Origin of the sequence: Flavobacterium degerlachei (genome assembly GCF_900106645.1) — a bacterium.
GTDB lineage: Bacteria > Bacteroidota > Bacteroidia > Flavobacteriales > Flavobacteriaceae > Flavobacterium > Flavobacterium degerlachei.
In genome coordinates this window covers 104576-126678 of the sequence record NZ_FNMV01000009.1, presented here as the reverse complement: position 1 = coordinate 126678, position 22103 = coordinate 104576, and the positions used below count along the sequence as shown (strand labels likewise).

At 34.7% G+C, this 22103-nt stretch carries 20 protein-coding genes; 4 read left to right on the top strand and 16 right to left on the bottom strand.

Annotated features, from left to right (window positions below):
* Positions 1-99: 99 nt before the first annotated feature.
* Positions 100-975, bottom strand: coding sequence for an ACP S-malonyltransferase (gene fabD, locus BLV91_RS10575; protein WP_091432874.1), 876 nt, complete (start codon positions 973-975; stop codon positions 100-102).
* A 175-nt stretch (positions 976-1150) separates the two neighbouring features.
* Here fabD and BLV91_RS10570 point away from each other — a divergent pair, with 175 nt between their 5' ends.
* Positions 1151-2782 carry a hypothetical protein gene (locus BLV91_RS10570; RefSeq protein WP_091432870.1) on the top strand — a complete coding sequence of 544 codons (1632 nt, stop codon included), beginning with the start codon at positions 1151-1153 and terminating at the stop codon, positions 2780-2782.
* Positions 2783-2928: 146 nt separating this feature from the next.
* Here the strand turns inward: BLV91_RS10570 and BLV91_RS10565 are convergent, their stop codons facing one another.
* The 5 genes from BLV91_RS10565 to BLV91_RS10545 all read right to left on the bottom strand — a co-directional run bounded on the left by BLV91_RS10565 (position 2929) and on the right by BLV91_RS10545 (position 5509).
* Positions 2929-3042 carry a GNAT family N-acetyltransferase gene (locus tag BLV91_RS10565; RefSeq protein ID WP_245709671.1) on the bottom strand — a complete coding sequence of 38 codons (114 nt, stop codon included), beginning with the start codon at positions 3040-3042 and terminating at the stop codon, positions 2929-2931.
* 179 nt (positions 3043-3221) lie between these two features.
* Positions 3222-3938: a pirin family protein gene (locus BLV91_RS10560; RefSeq protein ID WP_091432864.1), complete on the bottom strand. Its 717-nt coding sequence runs from the start codon at positions 3936-3938 to the stop codon at positions 3222-3224.
* Positions 3939-4129: 191 nt separating this feature from the next.
* Positions 4130-4705, bottom strand: coding sequence for a Crp/Fnr family transcriptional regulator (locus BLV91_RS10555; RefSeq protein ID WP_091432862.1), 576 nt, complete (start codon positions 4703-4705; stop codon positions 4130-4132).
* Positions 4705-5037, bottom strand: coding sequence for a DUF6370 family protein (locus BLV91_RS10550; RefSeq protein WP_091432859.1), 333 nt, complete (start codon positions 5035-5037; stop codon positions 4705-4707). Before BLV91_RS10550 ends, BLV91_RS10555 begins: the two co-directional genes overlap by 1 nt.
* A 109-nt stretch (positions 5038-5146) precedes the next feature.
* Positions 5147-5509: a DUF983 domain-containing protein gene (locus BLV91_RS10545; RefSeq protein WP_091432856.1), complete on the bottom strand. Its 363-nt coding sequence runs from the start codon at positions 5507-5509 to the stop codon at positions 5147-5149.
* Positions 5510-5601: 92 nt separating this feature from the next.
* Between BLV91_RS10545 and BLV91_RS10540 the strand changes: the two genes are divergently transcribed.
* Positions 5602-6465, top strand: a complete 864-nt coding sequence (locus BLV91_RS10540) for an AraC family transcriptional regulator (RefSeq protein ID WP_091432853.1) — start codon at positions 5602-5604, stop codon at positions 6463-6465.
* A 1-nt stretch (position 6466) separates the two neighbouring features.
* Here BLV91_RS10540 and purT read toward each other — a convergent pair whose 3' ends face one another.
* The 5 genes from purT to BLV91_RS10515 all read right to left on the bottom strand — a co-directional run bounded on the left by purT (position 6467) and on the right by BLV91_RS10515 (position 13009).
* Positions 6467-7627 carry a formate-dependent phosphoribosylglycinamide formyltransferase gene (purT, locus tag BLV91_RS10535; protein ID WP_091432851.1) on the bottom strand — a complete coding sequence of 387 codons (1161 nt, stop codon included), beginning with the start codon at positions 7625-7627 and terminating at the stop codon, positions 6467-6469.
* A gap of 246 nt (positions 7628-7873) precedes the next feature.
* Complete coding sequence (locus BLV91_RS10530; RefSeq protein WP_091432847.1) at positions 7874-9742, bottom strand: peptidase U32 family protein; 1869 nt, start codon at positions 9740-9742, stop codon at positions 7874-7876.
* Between the two features lie 217 nt (positions 9743-9959).
* The gene (locus BLV91_RS10525; RefSeq protein ID WP_091432844.1) at positions 9960-10238 is read right to left on the bottom strand and encodes a hypothetical protein; all 279 of its coding nucleotides are present in this window, start codon (positions 10236-10238) and stop codon (positions 9960-9962) included.
* Between the two features lie 383 nt (positions 10239-10621).
* Positions 10622-11809 (bottom strand): pyridoxal phosphate-dependent aminotransferase, encoded by a 1188-nt coding sequence (locus tag BLV91_RS10520; RefSeq protein ID WP_091432841.1) that lies wholly within the window; start codon positions 11807-11809, stop codon positions 10622-10624.
* Positions 11810-11914: 105 nt separating this feature from the next.
* Complete coding sequence (locus BLV91_RS10515) at positions 11915-13009, bottom strand: fatty acid desaturase family protein (RefSeq protein WP_091433076.1); 1095 nt, start codon at positions 13007-13009, stop codon at positions 11915-11917.
* A gap of 108 nt (positions 13010-13117) precedes the next feature.
* Between BLV91_RS10515 and rsmG the strand changes: the two genes are divergently transcribed.
* Positions 13118-13747, top strand: a complete 630-nt coding sequence (rsmG, locus tag BLV91_RS10510; protein ID WP_091432838.1) for a 16S rRNA (guanine(527)-N(7))-methyltransferase RsmG — start codon at positions 13118-13120, stop codon at positions 13745-13747.
* A gap of 119 nt (positions 13748-13866) precedes the next feature.
* On the opposite strand, the gene pruA is transcribed toward rsmG, so the two are convergent.
* From pruA to BLV91_RS10495, 3 genes are all read right to left on the bottom strand, one after another.
* On the bottom strand, positions 13867-15495 hold the full coding sequence (gene pruA, locus BLV91_RS10505) for an L-glutamate gamma-semialdehyde dehydrogenase (protein ID WP_091432833.1): 1629 nt from the start codon (positions 15493-15495) through the stop codon (positions 13867-13869).
* 167 nt (positions 15496-15662) lie between these two features.
* Positions 15663-16049, bottom strand: coding sequence for a Co2+/Mg2+ efflux protein ApaG (gene apaG / locus BLV91_RS10500; protein WP_091432830.1), 387 nt, complete (start codon positions 16047-16049; stop codon positions 15663-15665).
* 80 nt (positions 16050-16129) lie between these two features.
* Entirely contained in the window at positions 16130-17380 is a 1251-nt protein-coding gene (locus BLV91_RS10495) for a type IX secretion system plug protein (RefSeq protein ID WP_091432826.1), read from the bottom strand.
* Between the two features lie 171 nt (positions 17381-17551).
* Here BLV91_RS10495 and BLV91_RS10490 point away from each other — a divergent pair, with 171 nt between their 5' ends.
* The gene (locus BLV91_RS10490; RefSeq protein ID WP_091432824.1) at positions 17552-20365 is read left to right on the top strand and encodes a M16 family metallopeptidase; all 2814 of its coding nucleotides are present in this window, start codon (positions 17552-17554) and stop codon (positions 20363-20365) included.
* A 61-nt stretch (positions 20366-20426) separates the two neighbouring features.
* On the opposite strand, the gene BLV91_RS10485 is transcribed toward BLV91_RS10490, so the two are convergent.
* Positions 20427-21260: a class I SAM-dependent methyltransferase gene (locus BLV91_RS10485; RefSeq protein WP_091432821.1), complete on the bottom strand. Its 834-nt coding sequence runs from the start codon at positions 21258-21260 to the stop codon at positions 20427-20429.
* Positions 21260-22078: a type I methionyl aminopeptidase gene (gene map / locus BLV91_RS10480; protein WP_091432818.1), complete on the bottom strand. Its 819-nt coding sequence runs from the start codon at positions 22076-22078 to the stop codon at positions 21260-21262. Before map ends, BLV91_RS10485 begins: the two co-directional genes overlap by 1 nt.
* Between the last annotated feature and the right edge of the window lie 25 nt (positions 22079-22103).

Genomic DNA, 22103 nt, shown 5'->3' with positions numbered 1-22103 from the left:
TCCCCCTATAAAGATAAATGAAAAATTCCTCCAAATTTTCGTTGTGAGGATTATTTTTATGTTGGGAATTGAATACTAAAAACTGCGACTGAGTACTAATTATGCATTTGCTGTAACTGCTTCTTTATTGATTTTTCCAATCAATCCAGCCAATACTTTTCCTGGACCTACTTCTGTAAATAAAGTAGCTCCATCAGCAATCATTTGTTGTACAGATTGCGTCCACTTTACTGGAGCTGTCAATTGTATGATTAGATTCTTCTTGATCTCATTAGCGTCAGAAACTGCGCTAGCAGTAACGTTTTGATATACTGGACAAATAGGAGTTGAGAATGTAGTTGCTTCAATAGCTGCTGCTAATTCCTCTCTTGCAGGCTCCATCATAGGCGAGTGAAAAGCACCACCTACAGGCAATAATAAAGCTCTTTTTGCTCCAGCTTCTTTCATAGCTACACAAGCTGCTTCAACAGCCATAGTTTCTCCCGAAATTACTAATTGTCCTGGGCAGTTGTAGTTTGCAGCTACAACAACTCCGTCGATAGAAGCACAAACATCTTCCACTACATTGTCAGCAAGTCCTAAAACTGCCGCCATAGTTGATGGCTTGATTTCGCAGGCTTTTTGCATCGCTAAAGCGCGTTGTGAAACTAATTTTAATCCGTCTTCAAATGATAAAGCTCCGTTAGCTACTAATGCTGAAAATTCTCCTAATGAATGTCCTGCTACCATTTCTGGTTTGAAGTCATCACCTAGAGTTTTAGCTAAAATAACCGAATGTAAAAATACAGCTGGTTGCGTTACTTTTGTTTCTTTCAATTCTTCAGCAGTTCCTTCAAACATGATATCTGTGATGCGGAAACCTAAAATTTCGTTTGCTTTCTCGAATAATTCTTTGGCTAAAGGGGAGTTTTCATATAAATCTTTTCCCATTCCTGTAAATTGAGCTCCTTGACCTGGAAATACGTATGCTTTCATAAAAAGTAGTTTAAAGTTTAAGTTTTTTTAATCTTCGAAAAATAAAACTGACTGCAAAAATACTCTTTTTTAATATATTGTTATTTCAAATGATTTTTTCTTTAAAAATAAACTGGTTTTTTTGTAACAATTCTCTTATTTATAGACTTATAGTTTTAAATTAAGAGCTCGCTTTATGAAAAAAATTTTACCTATTTTATTTTTACTAATTATTGGTTTTCTACTATTCTATATGGGTTTGCCTGTAATTAGCTACGGATTTTTGGGTTTGCCATTTATTCTTTTGATTTTGACGATTTGTTATATTTTAATTTCAACTGGCTTTGCGGTTTCTCCAAAGACCAAACAATTGATAATCTCTTCAAAACCAAAGAAGTTTTTATTTATTATAGTATTGATACTATTGGCATATATAATAATTTTTCCAGTAGCAACAAGTCTTCCTGTTTTTAGAAGTGATTCGTATCAAACATTAATTGGTAAGGTGAAAATTGGTGAAAAAATATCAAATCATATTGCTCCAATATCAATTGATGAAATTCGGGTAGTAGACGAGGATTTAGCCCACCTTCTAGGCGAGAAAATTTTAGGTTCACAACCTGCTTTGGGAAGTCAAGTGGAGCTTGGAGAATTTTGCATACAAAAAGTTAATAATGATTTGTATTGGGTTGCTCCATTATTACATTCTGGATTTTTTAAATGGATGAACAATCAAGAGGGAACAACAGGGTATGTAATGGTTTCGGCAACAAATGAACGTGATGTAAGATTAGTACAAAATATTGATGGAAAATCTATCAGGATTAAATACCAGCCGGAAGCTTTTTTTCAAAGTAGAGTTGAAAGGCTTTTGTATTTTAATGGATACAGTACGGTAGGATTGACTGATTTTACTTTTGAGATTGATGATAAGGGAATTCCTTTTTGGGTTGTAACCAAGTATGAAAAGAGAATTGGATTTAGTGGAAATGAAGCTATAGGAGTTGTTTTGGTAAATGCCCAAACTGGAGAAATTAAAGAATATTCTACTGAATCTACTCCAGAATGGGTTGACAGAATTCAGCCAATTAGTTTTATTGAGGAACAATTAAATGATTGGGGAAAATATGTTCATGGCTATTGGAATTTTTCGAATGCTAATAAACTTCAAATTACCGAAGGATTAACGCTAGTTTACGGAGAGGATAACAAATCCTATTGGTACACAGGACTTACTTCTGTAGGTAAGGATGAGTCTGCAGTAGGTTTTGTGTTAGTCGATACCAGAACAAAAGAAACTACTTTTTACAAACAGGGTGGTGCTACTGAGTATGCCGCTCAAAGTTCAGCCCAAGGTAAAGTACAAGAAAAGGGTTTTCAAGCTTCTTTGCCCATTCCGTATAATATTAACAATATTCCTACTTATGTAATGACATTGAAGGATAAAGGTGGCTTGGTTAAAATGTTTGCCATGGTTGCCATTTCTGATTATACTATTGTAGGTGTGGGAAATACAATGCGTGAAGCCTTGACTTCATTTAAGAATGTCTATAACATGGCTGATAATAGAATCAACCCTAGTAGTGTTTCTAATAAAAAACTGTTGACTTCAGTTATTACACGTATCCAGAATGATGTGAAAAACGGAAATAGTTTTTATTATTTCAAAGTGAAAGATTATCCCAATATTTTTGTTGGATCCTCTCAAATATCGAGTCAATTACCAATAACGTTAATTGGGGATACGGTCAAAATTTCATTTGACATAGATTTAGAAGAAGTAATTGATGTTTCTAGTTTTGAAAACGTCAATTTGAAAAATAAATAGTTTTGGTTTATTATTTGTAGTAGAAAAGGCTGGATTCATTTAAAAATGAATTCAGCCTTTTTGTTTATTCATAAAAGTAGTCAAAGCGCCCTAAGGGCATTGATTTACGGTTTCAATTATTTTTTCTTTCTAAGTCTTTCCAATTACTATAAAACGTCTTGAAATTCAGGGTTTTTGTCAAAAACACTTTTTGCAAACGGACATAAGGGAAGAATTTTAATCCCTTTTTTACGAGTGAATTCTACCGCTTTTTGTACCATTTTTTTGCCAAAACCTTTGCCATTATTCCCTGTACTTACTTCAGTGTGCTCAATGATAATCGGTACTCACCCGCAAAAATAAAAGTCATTTTTGCCTTGACTTTGCTGTCAATTTCAATATAGAAAAGGCTTTTTTTTCATTGTATTCTAACTCTATGATTTCAGACATAATTAATTTTTTAATATTTCATTGGAACTTCCATTAATAAAATTTCAGCATCAGTTGTCATTTTTATTTCTAACGAATTGACATCCCAAATTCCGAAACCATCACGAGTTTCTAATTCTTGTCCATTAATAGTTACGCTGCCAGAAAGAATAAAGGCGTAAACACCATTTTCTTCTTTTTTTAAATCATAAGTTATGGAACTATCTTTGTCAAATTTACCCAAATGAAACCAAGCATCTTGATGAATCCATACACCGTCATCTTCTGAATTTGGAGATAGAATTTGTTGCAATTTATTATGACGGTCTTCTTTATTTAAAGAAATTTGTTGGTAACGAGGGGTTACATCGCGTTTGTTTGGGAAAACCCAAATTTGTAATGACTTTGTTTTTAAGTTCGCATTAGGATTAAACTCACTGTGCTGTATTCCTGTTCCGGCACTCATTACTTGAACATCTCCATTTTTGATTGTTGCAGCATTTCCCATGCTGTCTTTGTGTGCTAAGTCACCTTCAAGCGGAATAGTGATGATTTCCATATTATCGTGGGGATGCGTTCCAAAACCCATTCCCTCACCAATGATGTCATCGTTTAAAACGCGTAACGCACCAAATTGTACTCTTTCAGGATTGTACCAACTTCCAAAACTAAAACTGAAATTTGCTTTTAACCAACCATGATCAGCATGTCCTCTTGTATCTGCTTTGTGTAAAACTGTATTTTTCATAGTGTATAAATTTAGTGATTTTTTTATACTTCAAATTTACAAATATTGTACAGTGCTAGCACTTAACCTAGATTAAGAAAAATAGTATTCAGTGGTCAGTACTGAGTGTTCAGAAAAAAGATTAGGCTTTTAGTTTTAGAAATCACTGATGACTTAAAACACTGAACACTGATTAATATTTTCTATTGACCCTACTTTCTCAGCAAGCGAGATTTCATTTTACTAAAGAACTCAGGCGTAACACCTATATAAGAGGCTATTTGTTTTTGGGGAACTTTTTGAATTAACGTTGGGTATTTTTTGCAAAATTTTTCAAAGCGCTCTTCTGCTGATAAACTCAAATTATCCATCAAGCGCTCTTGATTGGCGACCAAGGAATTTTCGGTTAATATTCGAAAAAAACGTTCCAGTTTTGGTATTTCTGTGTAGAGAAGCTCTTGGTTCTCTTTTGAAAGTAGCACTACTTCAGCATCTTCAAGAACTTCTATGAAAAGATTTCCTGGTTTTTGAGAAATTAAACTATACATATCACCAATCCAATATCCTTCGCATGCAAAATTCAAAACATGTTCTACAATATTATCATTGATGTTGAAACTTCTCAAGGTACCGGAATTTACAAAATAGGAGTGGGTGCAGATTTGGCCAGAATGCAATAAGATACTTTTGACCTTAAAATGATGTACTTCTGTTTTTGAAAGAAAATGCCGTTGCTCTTCTGGAGAGAGAGTTATGTGCTTTGCAATATTTTGAAGAATTAAAGACATTATTTTTGTTCTTTATTTTCTTCGGGTAGTAATGTAAAAGAAGTGGCTATGAAACGGTCGTTTTTGACTTTACCAACTACTGCTGCCTTTCTGATGGCTTCACAAAAACCGTCAGTAGCATGGGCGTCTCCATGTTTGTCGATTGAACTACCATCAACAAAATAGGCTTTTCCATCGATACGAACGGCTAAGTCACAACCTTTTGCTTTTAAACCAAACTGACATTGTCCGCAAGAAGCTTCAACTATTTGAGTTTTTAAGACTTCTTTTTTGTCTTGCGCCGATAGGGATAGGGTTACGAATAATAAGCTAATTAAGGAAAAGTTTTTCATAGTTCATTTTTTCTAGTACGAAAATAAGTATTTTAATTCGTAATCAAAGAACCGTGAAGATAACTTGTATTTTATTTAAGAAGTAAATAGGATAATAGCACTACTCCTTTTAAATCGAATAATTCTTGAACATATAAATCCATAATAAGCGCGATAAGCGGATGTTGAAAGAAGCCATTGCTATAATGACAAAAGCAATAATAGGAATTATTCTTAGGTCGAATGTTTCTGTAAAGAAAAACTGGGCAATAACATAAGTGGCAATAGATTGAGCTACAGTTAATCCATAATTCACGTACATAGCACCAAAGAAATAGCCGGGCTCTTTTTCGAATTTAAATTGACAGTGTGAACAGCTCTTATTCATTTTTGGAAACCCGATGTTGAAGAAGATATTTTTTTCATCAAAAATTTTGCCTTGATGACAATTAGGGCATTCATTATTTAAGATGTGAACAAGTGTATTTGCCATTTTATTTTTTTTTTTCAAAGGTATTTGTTATTGCTGTCAGAGATGTTTTCTATATTCGCTACTTATAGCACAATTATGACATTCTTCTCTGTATGAAAAAATATCCGATTTATACAATTCAGCGATTTAATTGCAATTCAGTCAACAGCGATTTTTATATCAATACGTTCAAAAATCATTTGTTGACACATAGTTTTGTAGAAGAACCACATCGTCATGATTTTTATCTATTAGTTTTTTTTACCGCTGGTTCAGGGAGTCATGAAGTCGATTTTGATAAATTCAAAGTTCAAGCAGGTAGTGTTTTTGTTTTGCAGCCAGGGCAAATGCACCATTGGAGTTTGTCTGAAGATGTAGATGGTTTCGTGGTTTTTTATTCAAAGGAAATGTATAATCTTTATTTTGGACAAAAAGACATTGACAGTTTTCCATTTTATTTTTCTGTGAATACTAAATCGGAGATTGTATTAACGGATCAAGAATCAAATGCATTACAGCCTTTGTTTAAAATGATGCTCGCTGAAAGTTTAGAAAACAAATTTTTTAAGCAGGATAAAATATTGAATTTATTAGATATTATTCATATTGAACTGGCACGAAAGTACAATGAGACTGTTGTTCCTGAAGTGCATTCTTACAATAGTAAATTAAAGCAATTTGGAGAACTGCTAGAGGCGAAATTCATTTCTGAAAAAGCAGCTTCCTATTATGCAGATGCACTAAATATAAGCTTGAAGCATCTCAATAGAATTTGCAATGAAATACTGCAAAAAACCACAACGCAGGTAATAACGGAACGCATTATTCTTGAAGCGAAGCGGATGTTGATGAACAGGAATTTGACAGTTAATGAAATCGCAACCAAATTAGGGTACGATGACTATTCCTATTTTGTGCGATTATTTAAGAAGAATGCAGAGATGACACCAAAACAATTCCGACTATCAAAGCAGTAATTTAATAATGAACTTCAATTAATGCGGCCGCTTTCTTGGCACGTTCCACAATCTCCTCAATTGGTGTTTCTAAAGTGTCGTTTGTCAATGCAACGCCCATTCTTCTGTAAGGTCTTGAACTTGGTTTACCAAAGATTCTAAAATCAGTTTTAGCTAAAGCAGCAATTTTTTCTAATCCAGTGAATGTTGGGTTCGTACTGTTTTCCGAAGCTAAAATTACAGCACTGGCTCCTGCTTTTTCAAGTGTAATTCCAGCAATAGGTAAACTTAGAATTGTACGTAAATGCAATTCAAATTCATTAAAATTTTGAGTTCCCGCTAGCGTTACCATTCCGGTATCATGTGGTCGGGGAGAAAGCTCAGAGAAATAAACACCATCGTCTGCTAAGAAAAACTCCACACCAAAAAGTCCTGCGCCACCCAGTGCTTCTGTTACTTTTTCGGCCATGTCCTGTGCCTCGTATAAGTCTTTTTCGGAAATTCTTGCAGGTTGCCAGCTTTCTTGGTAATCGCCGCGTTCTTGACGGTGACCAATTGGCGCGCAGAATAAAGTTGGATTGTTATTTTGGGTAACGGTTAATAGCGTTATCTCCGAATTGAACTTGACAAAAGCTTCCACAATTACTTCCACAACATCACCACGCGAACCTTCTACTGCGTACTGCCATGCTTTCTTAATGTCAGCGGCTGTTTTTATGGTAGATTGCCCTTTTCCTGAAGAGGACATTAATGGTTTTACCACACAAGGCATTCCTACCGCTTCAACTCCTTTTTGCAATTCTTCGGCAGTGGTTGCATAACGGTAATTGGCTGTTTTTAATCCTAAATCTTTAGCAGCTAGGTCGCGAATTGCTTTACGGTTCATGGTAAAATTGGCTGCCTTTGCTGATGGAACTACTGTGATTCCTTGCTTTTCATAATCGTAGAAGCGTTCGGTACGAATAGCTTCAATTTCTGGAACAATAAAATCAGGTTGATGTTTTGCTACAATTCGGTCCAGTTCAGCGCCATCAAGCATATTGATGACTTCAAAACCATGAGCAACTTGCATGGCTGGTGCGTTTTTATAACTGTCAACAGCAATTACGGTTTGCCCGATGCGTTGCGCTGCGATTACAAATTCTTTTCCTAATTCACCTGAGCCTAGCAATAGTATTTTCATGTTTTTGTTGTCTTAAATGGAATGTAAAAATACTGAATTGCTTTTTTGTGACAGCAAATCCATCGTTTATTTTGTGTTAAATGAAGTGTTGAAAGATGAGCAGTCTTATTAAAGTTAAACGTATAAAAAGACCCATTTAGAAATTAAGTTCCATTTAGATTAATGGGACTTAATTTCGAAATGGTTTTAATGTAGAATTTGCGATCCATAAAAAAACCGATACTTTTTAAGGTATCGGTTGTTATTTTAGTGAACGTGATCTTCTTCAATTTCAAATTCGGCGTCTTTTTCCCAAATTTCCATTTCGCAAGGTTTGCAATTGAATTTGAGTTTGTATTCTAATTCACCTTGTTTTAATACTAATGGTTCTTTTAGCTTTTGATCCATGTTTTCACGATGGTATTTTGGGCATCTTTCTAATTCGTATTTAATACAATATTTAGTTGTCATTACACGAGATTTTCCTGGCTCCCATTGCAATTCAAACGCTTGTTCGATTTCAGTAACACCGTGACGTTCGTAAAATTTACGAGCCATTTTATTGGATACATTATACATGAAATCCAATTTAGTCTCAGGATAAGGATGTGAAGTTTTTACCATTTGGTGTTCTTCACGGTGGTAATTAGCAAGTCTGATTTCAGACAGTTGCTCATAGACCGTTCTACGCATTTCATTTACTTTCGATATTGGCATGAACCAATTTTGAGAGAACATTACATTAATTTCATCGGCGGTGTAAGGAGTGAACCCTGTTTTAGCCAATTGAGTTTTGATGTTTTCTTCTATCGAAAGATTGTTTTTGGTTTGTTCTTTTGCGTGTTCTAATTTTACTGTGCTTACATAACCATCTTCATCAGTAGCGATAAGTTCAAAACCAGTTTCGTTTTCAGTCAGTAATAAAGTAGTTCCTATTTTTCGAACTGCACTATCCTCACGCTCCACAATTTTAATGAATGCAGCATCATTGTTACGATAGATGAAAGTTCCCGGAGCTAATTCTTTTAAAACATTTGGATATGCCAAACCGTTTTCGACTTTGTTGACATAAATTCCGTCCGCTTCATTGTTTTCGTTGATGTAGCAAAGACCATCACCGTTATTCAACATTTCTCCGTTTTCTATTTCGTAAGCATTGGCCGTTGTTTTGATCAGTTTACCAATGTATTGCCCTTTTGATTTTGGACTTTCCCAAGAACCAATGGTACTATGTCGTTCGTTTACAAAATAATCAGTATAACCACGGTTGAAACTTTTATTCAAAGCAGAGTCAAAGGTAAAGGTACATTTTCCCGATGATGCTTTGGTGTATTTGTCGCTTCCTTCTAAAAAGCTATCTAGTTTTTGTCTTAAGAAAGAAACATTGTTTTTTACATATACAATGTCTTTCAGTCTTCCTTCAATTTTAAAGGAAATCACACCTGCTTCAATAAGATTTGGAATTTGATCAGAAACGTCAAAATCCTTGATAGAAAGTAGGTGACTGTTTTTGATTAAGGTTTCGCCATGACCATCAATCAGATTGTAAGGTAAACGGCAGTTTTGTGCACAAGAACCACGGTTTGCAGAGCGTTCTCCATTAGCAACACTCATGTAGCAATTTCCGCTAAACGAAACACATAAAGCACCCGTTACAAAAAATTCTAGTTCCACATCAGCAGTGTCGCTGATTTCTTTGATTTGATGCATGTTTAATTCACGGGCCAAAACGACACGCTTCATTCCAGCATCTTTCAAGAATTTTATTTTCTCAGCATCACGGTTGTTTGCTTGTGTACTTGCATGCAATACGATAGGAGGTAGGTCCATTTCCATAATGGCCATATCCTGAACGATAAGGGCATCGACACCTATTTTGTATAGTGCCCATATCATCTGGCGACAGGTTTCAAGTTCGTTATCGTACAAAATAGTATTCATAACGACAAAAACTTGTGCGTGATATAGATGTGCATATTTAACTAGTGCGGCAATATCTTCTATGGAATTTGTTGCGTTAGATCGTGCGCCAAATCTTGGTGCACCAATATAAACTGCATCGGCACCACTATTTATGGCTGCCATTCCATGAATTAAATCTTTGGCAGGAGCCAGTATTTCTATTTTCTTCTTCATCTTTAAAACTTTAGGCTTTTAGGATTTCGCCTAGAAGTTTGCAAAGTTCCTATAATTTATTCAAGATTTCTAATTAGGGAATAGGTTTTTTGGAAATAATTGAGGCAAAATGGAGATGTGAAGCTAAAGATTCTATCTTTTTGTTATAAATACTCAGCTTGTGTCTGAAACTCAGGAAAAATGTGTGTAGTTGGTTGATGAAATTACGGAGTCGAAATTACTGAAGTTTTGAGTAATTTATTTTTGGCATTCCAGCAAAACAAAATTCACCAAAAGCTTCTTTAATAATATCTATTTCGGAGTTGGTTAATTCTTTTTCTCCAAAGTGTAACTCGATTGCATTCGTAATTTGTGAATTGAATAAGCCAAGTTTGTCGATGGTGTATTGACAACGTTTGAGTTCTACTGATGGATATTCTTTTTCGGCTCCTATGTTTTCTAATTGTTCAATATGAAATTCAAGGAGCATGTTAATGATTCTTCTAAATTCGTCCATATTAAAAAGGTATTAATTAGATTAGTTTCAATGATATTCTCGGCAACTGAATAGCATAATATAGAAAAGGATTGTTTTTAGTGTGTTTTTAAGTCTCGTAAAGATATTTAAAAATCGATTTCAATCTTTAAAAGTAGAATATAATTGTATGTGATTTTTAATAAAATAATTTATGTTCAATACCCAATCCGCGTGAGGGATTGCTTCGCCAGTTCGCTATCGCTCGTGTGCAGTGGAAATCCTTTCTATTTTTTTTCTTTAAAAAATAGAAAGATTGCAACGTAAAGCCCGATTCGCCGCGGCGAACACGCCAAAAAAAATACCTCAAGAAAATTTCCTGAGGTATTTATGTGTTTATTTTAAACTGGATTTAAGACTTTAGACTATAGTGCCAATGCGTCTTTAATTCTTTTTAAAGCTTCTTTTAAAATGTCGTCGCTAGTTGCGTAAGAGAAACGAATACAGTCTGGGTTTCCAAAAGCATCACCCGTTACCGTTGCTACGTTAGCTTCGGCCAAAAGATACATAGATAAATCCATTGCGTTATTGATTTCGGTTCCTTTTAATGTTTTTCCAAAGAAAGAAGAAACGTCAGGGAATACATAAAATGCTCCTTCTGGAACGTTGATTTTTACTCCTGGGATTTCTTTTAGCAATCCCACAACTAAATCTCTACGGCTATGGAAAGCATCAACCATATGTTTAAGAACACTTGGATCAGCATCTACGGCAGTAATAGTAGCGCGCTGCGCAATACTGTTAGCTCCTGAAGTCACTTGACCTTGGATTTTAGTACATGCTTTTGCAATAAATTCAGGTGCTCCTATGTAACCAATTCTCCATCCTGTCATCGCGAAAGCTTTGGCAACTCCGTTTACAGTAATCGTTTTTTCTAACATTCCTGGGATAGATGCAATACTGCAAAAAGTCCCTGAGAAATTGATGTACTCATAGATTTCATCAGCAACAACGTATACATGTGGATGTTTTTCTAATACTTTAGCTAATGCAGTTAGCTCCTCACGGTTGTAAACAGATCCTGATGGGTTACAAGGTGTACTGAACCACATCATTTTTGTTTTTGGTGTGATAGCTGCTTCTAATTGTTCTGGTGTGATTTTGAAATCACTTTCGATAGAAGTAGGAACTTCTACAGGAATTCCTCCAGAAAGTTTTACGATTTCGAAATAAGAAACCCAGTATGGTGCAGGTAAAATTACTTCATCACCATCATTTAGCATTACTTGCGCAATGTTGTATAATGATTGTTTTGCTCCAGTTGAAACCACGATTTGCGATGGTTTGTAGTCTAGATTATTGTCTCTTTTAAATTTTCGGCAAATTGCATCTTTTAATTCACCATATCCTTCTACAGGAGAATAGGTGCTATAGTTTTCGTCAATCGCCTTTTTTGCTGCCTCTTTGATGAAGTCAGGTGTATTAAAGTCAGGTTCCCCTAAACTTAAACTGATGATGTCTTTTCCTTGTGCTTTTAATTCTCTAGCCAAAGCAGCCATTGCTAATGTTTGTGAAGTCGCTAGATTGTTAATTCTGTCTGAAAGTGGATTCATTAAAGTAGTGTTGATGCCCTAAATTTGAATAGTTAGGGTAGTTATTGATTAGTTTTTTTGCAGAGACGCACAGCAGTGCGTCTTTACAGTCAATGTGTTTTATGTTTATGTCAGTTCCGGTTTCATTCCCAATTCTTTCAAATGTTTGAAATGGGCGATAACAGCGCTTCGCATCGTTTTGTATTCATAATACGGCAAATTGCATTCTTGTGCTGTTTCTTTTACGATTTTCGCGATTTTTCCGTAATGTACATGACTGATGTTAGGGAAAATATGGTGTTCGATTTGGTGGTTTAATCCTCCTGTGTACCAGTTTACAATAGCATTTTTTGGAGCAAAATTAGTAGTTGTAAATAATTGGTGAATTGCCCAAGTATTATCCATTTCTCCTAATTCATTTGGTGATGGATTAGTTGTTTCTTCAACAACATGTGCTAATTGGAATACGATGCTCAAAATCAATCCGGCTGTATAGTGCATGATAAAGAACCCGATTAATACTTTCCACCAAGTGATACCAATAACAATTGGCAATACAATCCAGATTGCTACATAGATAATTTTTGTGATTATTAATGTTGTCCAAAGAATCTTAGGGCTTTTAGCTTCTCCATAAGACAGTTTTCGTTTTAGATAACTTTTCATTTGCTTAAAATCAGTTGTTAATGCCCAATTAAAAGTAAGTAATCCATATAAAAATACAGAGTAATATTGTTGAAAACGGTGAAAATTATGCCATTTTGCATCTTTTGTAAAGCGAATGATTCTTCCTGCATCAAGATCTTCGTCATGACCTGGTATATTAGTATAGGTATGGTGTAACACATTATGTTGTACTTGCCAGTTATGTACATTTCCTGCCAAAACGTAAATCGTTCCTCCCATGAATTTATTTACCCAGCTTTTGTTTGAGTATGAACCATGATTTCCGTCATGCATCACATTCATTCCTACTCCAGCCATTCCTATACCCATAACAATGGTCAATAAGATATGTGCCCAAAAAGGCATGTCAAGAGTTAAAATTAAAAAATAGGGAGCTAGAAAAACGGTTATAAGGATAATCGTTTTTAAATAAAGCCTCCAGTTTCCTGTTTTTTGAATGTTATTTTCTTTGAAGTAGTTGTTTACCCGTGAGTTAAGTGTTCTGAAAAACTTCAGTTTATCTTGCCTTGCAAATGTAGGTGCCGTATTATTCATATGTAATTGTAATAAGTTCCAAAGATAATTATTATAAATTTTAACTCTGCTAAATTGAGTTAAATATTTAAGAGTTAAAAATAGTACTTTTGTTAAAAAAATAGAACGATGGACGAGATTATTAAGCATTTTCCTTATTTAACCGATATTCAAAAAGAGCAGTTCGTAAAATTGGACGCTTTGTACCACGATTGGAATGAAAAAATTAATGTCATTTCTAGAAAAGATATTGACGCCTTATATACAAAGCATATTTTACATTCATTAGGAATTGCTAAAATAATAAAATTTGAACCTGGGACTTTTGTCTTGGATGTAGGTACTGGTGGTGGATTTCCTGGAATCCCATTGGCGATTCTTTTTCCCGAGACTCGTTTTTTTCTGATAGATATAATTGGTAAGAAAATAAAAGTAGTTCAGGCTGTCGCCGAAGCCTTAGAGCTGAAAAACGTCAAAGCAGAACAATTACGTGCCGAAAACGTAAAAGGGGATTTTGATTTCATCGTGAGTCGTGCGGTGACCAATATGCCTGATTTCGTTTCTTGGGTTAAAACAAAAATCAAGAAAAATAACAAGCACCAACTTAAAAACGGAATTCTGTATCTTAAAGGTGGAGATTTGACGGAAGAATTGAAGGATTTCCCAAAAGCAACAGAATACAATCTAGCTGATTTCTTCGAAGACGAATTCTTTGAAACTAAGAAAGTAGTGCATTTGCCGTTGAAGTTTATACAATAGTCAACTAGTTGAATTCAAAAGAAAAAGCCGAATCTAAATTTTAGATTCGGCTTTTTTATGGTTTCATAAGTACTAAAGCTTTGCATCTTTGTTACTCAGAGACTTTGTTACTTAGAAAATTACTCTCCCAAAAATGGGTATCTGTAATCTGTTGGAGTTACAAAAGTTTCTTTGATTGTTCTAGGAGAAGCCCAACGCAATAAGTTCAATGGAGAACCCGCTTTGTCATTCGTTCCTGAAGCTCTTGCTCCACCAAATGGTTGTTGTCCTACGACAGCACCTGTTGGTTTATCATTGATATAGAAGTTACCTGCAGCGTTTTGTAATTTTACTGTAGCTACTTCAATAGCATAACGATCTTGGCTAAATACAGCTCCTGTTAATGCATATTCAGATGTAGTATCTACTAACTCAAGAGTTTCTTCCCATTTAGCATCTTCGTAAACGAAAATAGTCATAACTGGTCCGAACAATTCAGTTGCCATAGTTGAGTAATGAGGGTTAGTCGTTACAATAACTGTAGGCTCAATAAAGTATCCTACTGATTTGTCGTAGTTTCCTCCAACGATGATTTCAGCGTCAGTGTCTTTTTTAGCTTGGTCAATAAAACTAGCTAATTTGTCAAATGAACCTTCATGAATAACGGCAGTAATAAAATTACCGAAATCTTCTGGTGAACCCATTTTCATTGATTTTACATCAGTAATAATTTGCTCTTTTACAGCTGGCCACATACTTTGTGGTACGTAAGCTCTTGAAGCTGCTGAACATTTTTGACCTTGAAATTCGAAAGCACCACGAACTATTCCTGTAGAAACTTGTTTTGGGTTAGCACTTGAATGCGCTATAATAAAATCTTTTCCACCTGTTTCCCCTACGATTCTTGGGTAGGTTTTGTAGTGGTGAATGTTAGTTCCAATTTTTGCCCAGATATCTTTAAATACATGAGTTGATCCTGTAAAGTGCAATCCAGCAAAATCACGACTTGCAAGAACAGTATCGGTAATCATTTGCGCATCTCCAAAAACTACATTGATAACTCCATCAGGAACTCCTGCTTCTTTGAACACTTCGATAATGATTTGTGCCGAGAATACTTGGCTGTCACTTGGTTTCCAAACAACAACGTTACCCATCATTGCAGCACTAGCAGGTAGATTAGCAGCGATAGCTGTAAAGTTAAACGGCGTGATCGCATATACAAATCCTTCAAGAGGTCTGTACTCTAAACGGTTCCACATATCTGAAGTAGATGTTGGTTGGTCTCCATATATTTGAGTCATGAATTCTACGTTGAAACGTAAAAAGTCAATTAGCTCACATGAAGCGTCAATTTCTGCTTGATGAACATTTTTAGATTGCGCAATCATTGTTGCGGCATTTATTCTTGCTCTGTATGGTCCTGCGATTAATTCAGCTGCTTTAAGAAAAATAGCTGCCCGTTGTTCCCAAGCCATGTTAGCCCATGCAGTTCTAGATTCTAATGCATTTGCAATAGCTTTCTCAACATGTGATTTCTCAGCAAGATGGTATGTTCCTACGACATGTTTATGGTCGTGAGGAGCCGACATTGTTTTTGTATTTCCAGTTCTAATTTCTTCGCTTCCGATATATAGAGGTACGTCAATTTTAGAATTCCACATTTTAGTATAAGCTGCTTGTACGGCTGCTTTTTCAGGTGAATTTGGTGCATACCCTTTTACTGGTTCGTTTACCGCTTTTGGTACGTGAAAAAATCCTTTTAGCATGATATTGTAATTTGTTAATCTGTGAACACAGATAAGATTAGACAATTAAAAATAAATAAATTACTGTAATTGTTGCGAATAATTTATTGCAGCACAAAAGTACAAAGGATAATTTAAAATTTTGATAAATTTAGTATAAGAAAAAGGAATATCTTCAGTAGTAAACGTTAATTCAACGCAAATGGGGCACATAATTTAAAAGTAGGTACGAAAACTTTGAAGTTTTTTGTACTCGTGAAATTAATCATGTTAAAATAGCCCTTCATGGCACCATAAGGAGATGATAATAAGCAGCCTGAACTATAAGTATGAAGTTCTCCTGGTTTTAAAACTGGTTTTTTTCCGATTATTCCTTCGCCATCAACAATCTCTATGTTGTTTAGAGAGTCGAAAATTTCCCAATGCCTAGAAGTCAATTGAACGGAATCCTTACTGTGGTTTTCTATGGTGATCTGGTAACTAAAGGCAAAGTGAATCTTATAGTTCTTGAAGTAAGTACCTTCAAAACTAGTCAACACCGAAATTTTTATGCCTCTTGTTATTTGAGAAACCATAATAAAGTATTAAATATGTGTGTAATAACAACAAAATTACAATTTTTTGATTTTGTTTTGCCGTTTTTCCGAATGTTTTTTTAATTAATGATATTTAAAGAGTTGGCAGTTCCTTTGCCTATAACCCTATAATAGCGATCTGTATTTTCACGATAGTAAACCAAAACGGAATAGTCATTTTCCGTTTGATAAAAATTTCCGTCAATCGCATTTTCATTATCGATGATTCCCTTACTGTCAGAAATGACATATTCGAAATTCGTAAATCCTTGTTTTATCAAAAGGGCCTTTTCATAAATCCCTTTTTTAGAATTGTAGTCCATTTTGAATTCAGGTTCTCGGCTATAATTATTAAACATTCCGTTAATATAGAGTTCTTTGTTCTCTCTATAAGTGGGTGCTGAAAGACTAAAGTATACCCAAGCATAATCGGCTTCGATCTCACTGTTGTCAGCGTTTAAATTGCGTACTACAAAGTTGCCGTTAACGTCTTCAAAAACGGAGTATGGGAAATTGGCGCGGGCATTGTTGGTGAACAAATAACAGTTGTATATTTCCGTACTAGCATCCACTTTTGACACATTATTGTTGGCAGCTCTAATGTCTTTGTTTTCAAAATATAAAAATTCATTTCCAGCCCAAAATTGGGTTTCGGTGTCGTATTTGTAAATTAAATCATTCCCTATTGTGTATTGTGGCAACACATTTTTGATGGCGTTATTGAACTTTCCGTTTTGAAAAAGTAACACTTTTAGGTTTTTATTTGGGTTTTGAAAAGTAATCGTACTTGATTGGACGGTAAATTCTAGGTTTTGCTTGGTTTCTAAATTACTTACCGTTCGGGCTCGCTTTACTTGTATTGGTACTGTTACCAAATCTTCGTACAAGATGAATTTTCTAGAGAAAACTACCTCTTTGCTGTCATTTAAAATTTTAAGCATGTAGTTTCCGCTAATCAGCAATTGTTGTGTGAACTGATTGGGAAAAGACAAGGTGTAATGAGAGTAGATTTGTAAGGTGTTGAAAGAGTTGTTGTAATTTTGAATTCTTTGGTTGTCAAAACCCAAAAGGTATTCACTTTTAGGAATTTCTGATGGAATCCAATTGTAATCACAATGTATGATTTCGTAATAGTAATCCGCTTCATTGCCAAATAAGTCGTCAAATTGCAATTGGAATCCGCTACCCAATTGGAATATTGGAATCACATTTTGATTGTTCTGAATAAAGGAAATGGTTTTGATGTTAAATGGTGGAGCCAATTCGTTTTCTACTTGGGAAAATAAAATATGGAAGGTAGACAGAAGTAGTATTGTAAGTAATTTTTTCATTTAAATGAAGTGCTTAAAAGCGTTAAATATAGTAATTAATAGTTAAAATTAATAGATCTATATTGAAATTGCAATCGTTATTTATTGTAAGGAAAATGTTAAATTATTCTTAGTTATAATCTGATTTTCTGTTTTTTATGACTAGTTTTATTTAAAAATAAACCAACGTATATGAAACAATTTTCTAAAGTAACCATTGGCTTACTATTTTGTTCTTCAGCAATCTTTGCTCAAGACATTGACCTTTCTAAAAAAATTCCTGTAGATCCCTCTGTAAAAACAGGTGTTCTTGAAAATGGATTAACCTATTACATCAAGAAAAATGCCAAACCTGAAAACAAAGTCGACTTACGATTAGTTGTTAATGCAGGATCTATTCTAGAAAATGACGATCAAAGAGGATTGGCGCATTTTATGGAGCACATGAATTTTAATGGTACGAAACGTTTCCCGAAAAATAAATTAGTCGATTATTTGCAAAGTATAGGTGTGAAGTTTGGACAACATCTTAATGCGTACACTAGTTTTGACGAAACCGTTTACTTCCTTCCTATACCTTCTGATAGTCCAGAGAAATTAGAGAACGGCTTTAATATTATTGAAGATTGGGCTTTTAATGCTGATTTAACTCCTGAAGAAATAGAAAAAGAAAGAGGAGTTGTTCTTGAAGAGTATCGATTGGGTCTTGGAGCAGACAAAAGGATGCTTAGTCGCTATTTGCCAAAAATGATGTACAACTCTCATTATGCAGATCGTTTGCCAATAGGAGAAAAAGAAATTTTAGAGAAATTTAAATACGATAAAATTGTAAGCTTCTATAAAGACTGGTACAGACCAGATTTGATTAGTGTTATTGTGGTAGGTGATATAGATGTTGCTGCAATGGAGAAAAAAGTGAAAGAACATTTCTATAAGTATAAAAATCCAGCAAATGAGAAGGAACGAAAAATATTTGAAGTGCCTAATCATAAAGAAACTTTTGTAGCCGTTGAAAGTGACAAAGAAGCACCTTATACAATGGTTCGATTACTATACAAGGATTATGGATCTCCAAAAAAAATGAAAACTATTGGGGATTATAAGAATAATATAACTGAAGGTTTATTTGCTACGATGATTAATAATAGATTAAGTGAGTTAGTCAATTCAGCAACGCCACCTTTTACTTATGGCTATTCTTATCACGGAGGGACTTATGCAAGAACTAAAGAGGCTTATCAATCCTTTGCAGTTGTTCAAGAGGACAAACAACTTTCAGCTCTTAAAGTTTTAACAGTTGAAAATGAACGTGCTAAAAAGTACGGATTTACTGAAGGGGAGTTAGCAAGAGCTAAATCTGAGGTTTTGGCGCAATATGAGAAACAATATAATGATCGTGATAAAACAGATTCTGATAAATTTGTAGCGCAATTTCAATCAGAGTTTTTAGAGCAAGAACCTGCTCCTGGTATTGAATGGGAATTTAAAACAACAAAAGAGTTATTGCCATCAATTTCACTGGCTGATGTTGCCACATATATGAAGGACCTAGTAAAAGAGGATAATAGAGTTGTTATTATTACTGGTCCTGAAAAGGAAGGATTAGTTAAGGTTACAGAGCAGCAAGTGTTAGAGGCTTTAAAAATAAATGCTAATGAAATTACAGCCTACGAAGACTCTAAAGCGGTAAATAGTTTACTTCGAAATGAAGTGAAGCCAGGGTCAATTTTAAAGAAGGAAACGGATGCTAAACTAGGATTAACTACATTGTTTCTTTCTAATGGAGCAAAAGTGAAGTACAAAAAAACGGACTTCAAAAATGACGAAATCCTTATGGACGCAGTAAGTTTTGGAGGAACCAATACCTACTCTAATGACGAAATAATCAAAACTCAATTTGCTAATGGAGCATTGGCTGAAGCCGGTTTCTCTGGTTTGTCACTAAATGACATTAATAAATTCATGTCGGGTAAGATCGCTTCGGTAAATCCTTATATCAGTAGTATTACTGAAGGATTAAGAGGTAGATCTACTCCTAAAGATTTAGAATATTTGTTCCAAAGCACCTATGCTTATTTTACAGATTTGAATTTAGATCCAGAAGCTTATGAAGGGTTCAAACAAAAGCAATCTGCATTTTATAAAAACATGGCTTCACAACCTTCGTTCTTTTTCCAACAAGAATTGTATGCTTATTTGATGAAGGAAGATCCAAGGTTTAACGGAATTGTTCCTACAGATAAAACCTGGGCACAAACGGATTATCCATTGGCTTATAAAAAATACAAAGAGCGTTTTGCTAATGCTGGAGACTTTGAATTCTTCTTTGTTGGGAACGTAGATGATAAAGTTATGGAGGCTTTTTCGGCTAAATATATTGCATCATTACCATCAACTAAGAAAAAGGATGTTGTAACTGATTTAGGGTACAGAATGCTAAAAGGAGATTTGAAAAAAGTAATCAATAAGGGGACTGATCCTAAAAGTACAGTTTCTATTATGTATTATGGAGACGCTGTTTACTCAGACAAAGATGCATTAACTATGCAAGCATTAGGCGAAGTATTAACCATTAAATTAATTGAAGAATTAAGAGAAAATGAAGCTGGTGTATATGGTGTAAGCGCTCGTGGAAGCATGACTAAGGTGCCAAACGGTTCTTTTAATTTTAGAATAGGTTTTCCTTGTGGCCCAGAAAATGCTGAAAAATTAACGGCCTCTGCTTTAAAAGAATTGCAAAAAATAATTGATAACGGTCCTGATGAAAAGGATGTGGCTAAATTTAAAGAAGCCGAGTTACTTGACTATAAAAAGGATATTAAGGAAAATAAATTCTGGTTGAGTAATTTTACTCAGTCTTATATTGACGGAAAAAGTCCTAATAGAGTTTTTCAAGTGGAAGAAGCAATCAATAACGTTACTGCTAAGGATATTCAAGCTATTGCTAAAAAATATCTAACTAAAGATAAAGTAGTTGCAATGCTATTGCCAGAAGTTCAGAAATAACAAATTGTTTTTAAAATGTAAATGCCCGCTAAAATTTGATTTTAGCGGGCATTTTTTTTATTTATTTAAAGCAAACAGGGATGATTTCTCCTTTTGCCAAACAATATTTTTCTACTAATTCAGGGGCGATTTTATTAGTGTAGTCTTCTTCGATTACTTTAAAACCAATGCCTCTTAATTTATCAAAATAGTCACGGCCATAAATACGGACATGATCGTATTGTCCAAAAATTTCAGCACGCTTTTTTTGGTCTGTTATGGTGTTATCGGCAAAAGTTACTGCTCGAGATAAATCTTGCGGAATTTGCAAAATGGCCATTCCGCCTGGTTTTAATACACGATACAATTCTTGCATGGCTTTAGTGTCATCCGGAATGTGCTCTAAAACGTGATTACACAAAATAACATCATACTGATTGTCTTCAAAAGGCAAGTCACAAATATCAGCTTTTACATCTGCCAAAGGCGAAAATAAATCCGTTGTTGTGTAATCAAGATTCTTCTGATTTCTAAACAATTTATAAAATGCTTGTTCAGGAGCAAAATGCAATACTTTTAGTGCTGAATTCATTTCAGCATCTCTTAATTTTATTCTTTTAGTATTGGAAACTGTTGAATCTGAAACGAGTTCAGATTGAAAAAAATCAGTTTTTTCGTTGAGGTACAACCATAATAAACGATGTCTTTCTAACGAAAGTGTACTTGGCGAAAGCACATTGTTACGTTGTGTTCCGTAACCATAAGGCAAGAATGATTTAAAGCTTTTTCCGTCTATAGGATCGGTAAATTTATCCCCTTTTAAAGCATAAGCCAAGACGGGTCTAGCCACATAACTTAAACGAATAAGTAATGGACGAGGGATTGTATTGAGTACGAGTTTAAAAAGTTTTTTCATTACAATACTAATGGTATTTTTCTGAACTCATCCTCTTCGTTACTTACAATTCCCAATGCTTTGTATACATACGCGAAAGTAGAAAGTATCTCTGGTCTACCATCAATTAAAGCGACATCGTGTTCAAAGTGAGCACTTGGTTTATTGTCAGCAGTAGTTATTGTCCAGCCATCTTTGTGCTGTTTGATGTTTCTAGTTCCTAGATTAATCATCGGCTCGATTGCAACAACCATTCCTTCAACGAAAAGTTTTCCGCGACCACGTTTTCCGTAGTTTGGCATTTCAGGGTCTTCGTGCATTTTTTGACCAAGACCATGTCCTACTAATTCGCGAACGACTCCGTAACCATGAGATTCTGTGTATTTTTGGATCGCATTACCAACATCTTCCACGCGGTTTCCGGCTTTAAATTCACGGATTCCAACATAAAGAGACTCTTTGGTTACCTGCAATAATTTTTTTGTTTCTGGTGCGACTTCTCCAATTTCAAAAGAATAGGCGTGATCTCCATGGTAGCCATTTTTAAATGCACCACAATCAACAGAGATTACGTCACCACTTTCAAGAGGAGTATTATTAGGGATTCCGTGTACAACTTGTGCATTAGGACTCATACATAATGAGTTTGGAAAACCGTATAAACCAAGGAAACTAGGAACAGCTCCATGGTCACGAATGAATTCTTCAGCTAATTTATCTAAATATAGAGTGGTGACACCTTCTTTTATTTCAGAGGCAATCATTCCTAATGTTTTCGATACGATTAAGGCACTTTCGCGCATTAATTCTATTTCTTCACGGGATTTTACTATAATCATATTTGTTATTTTCAGTTTGCAAAAG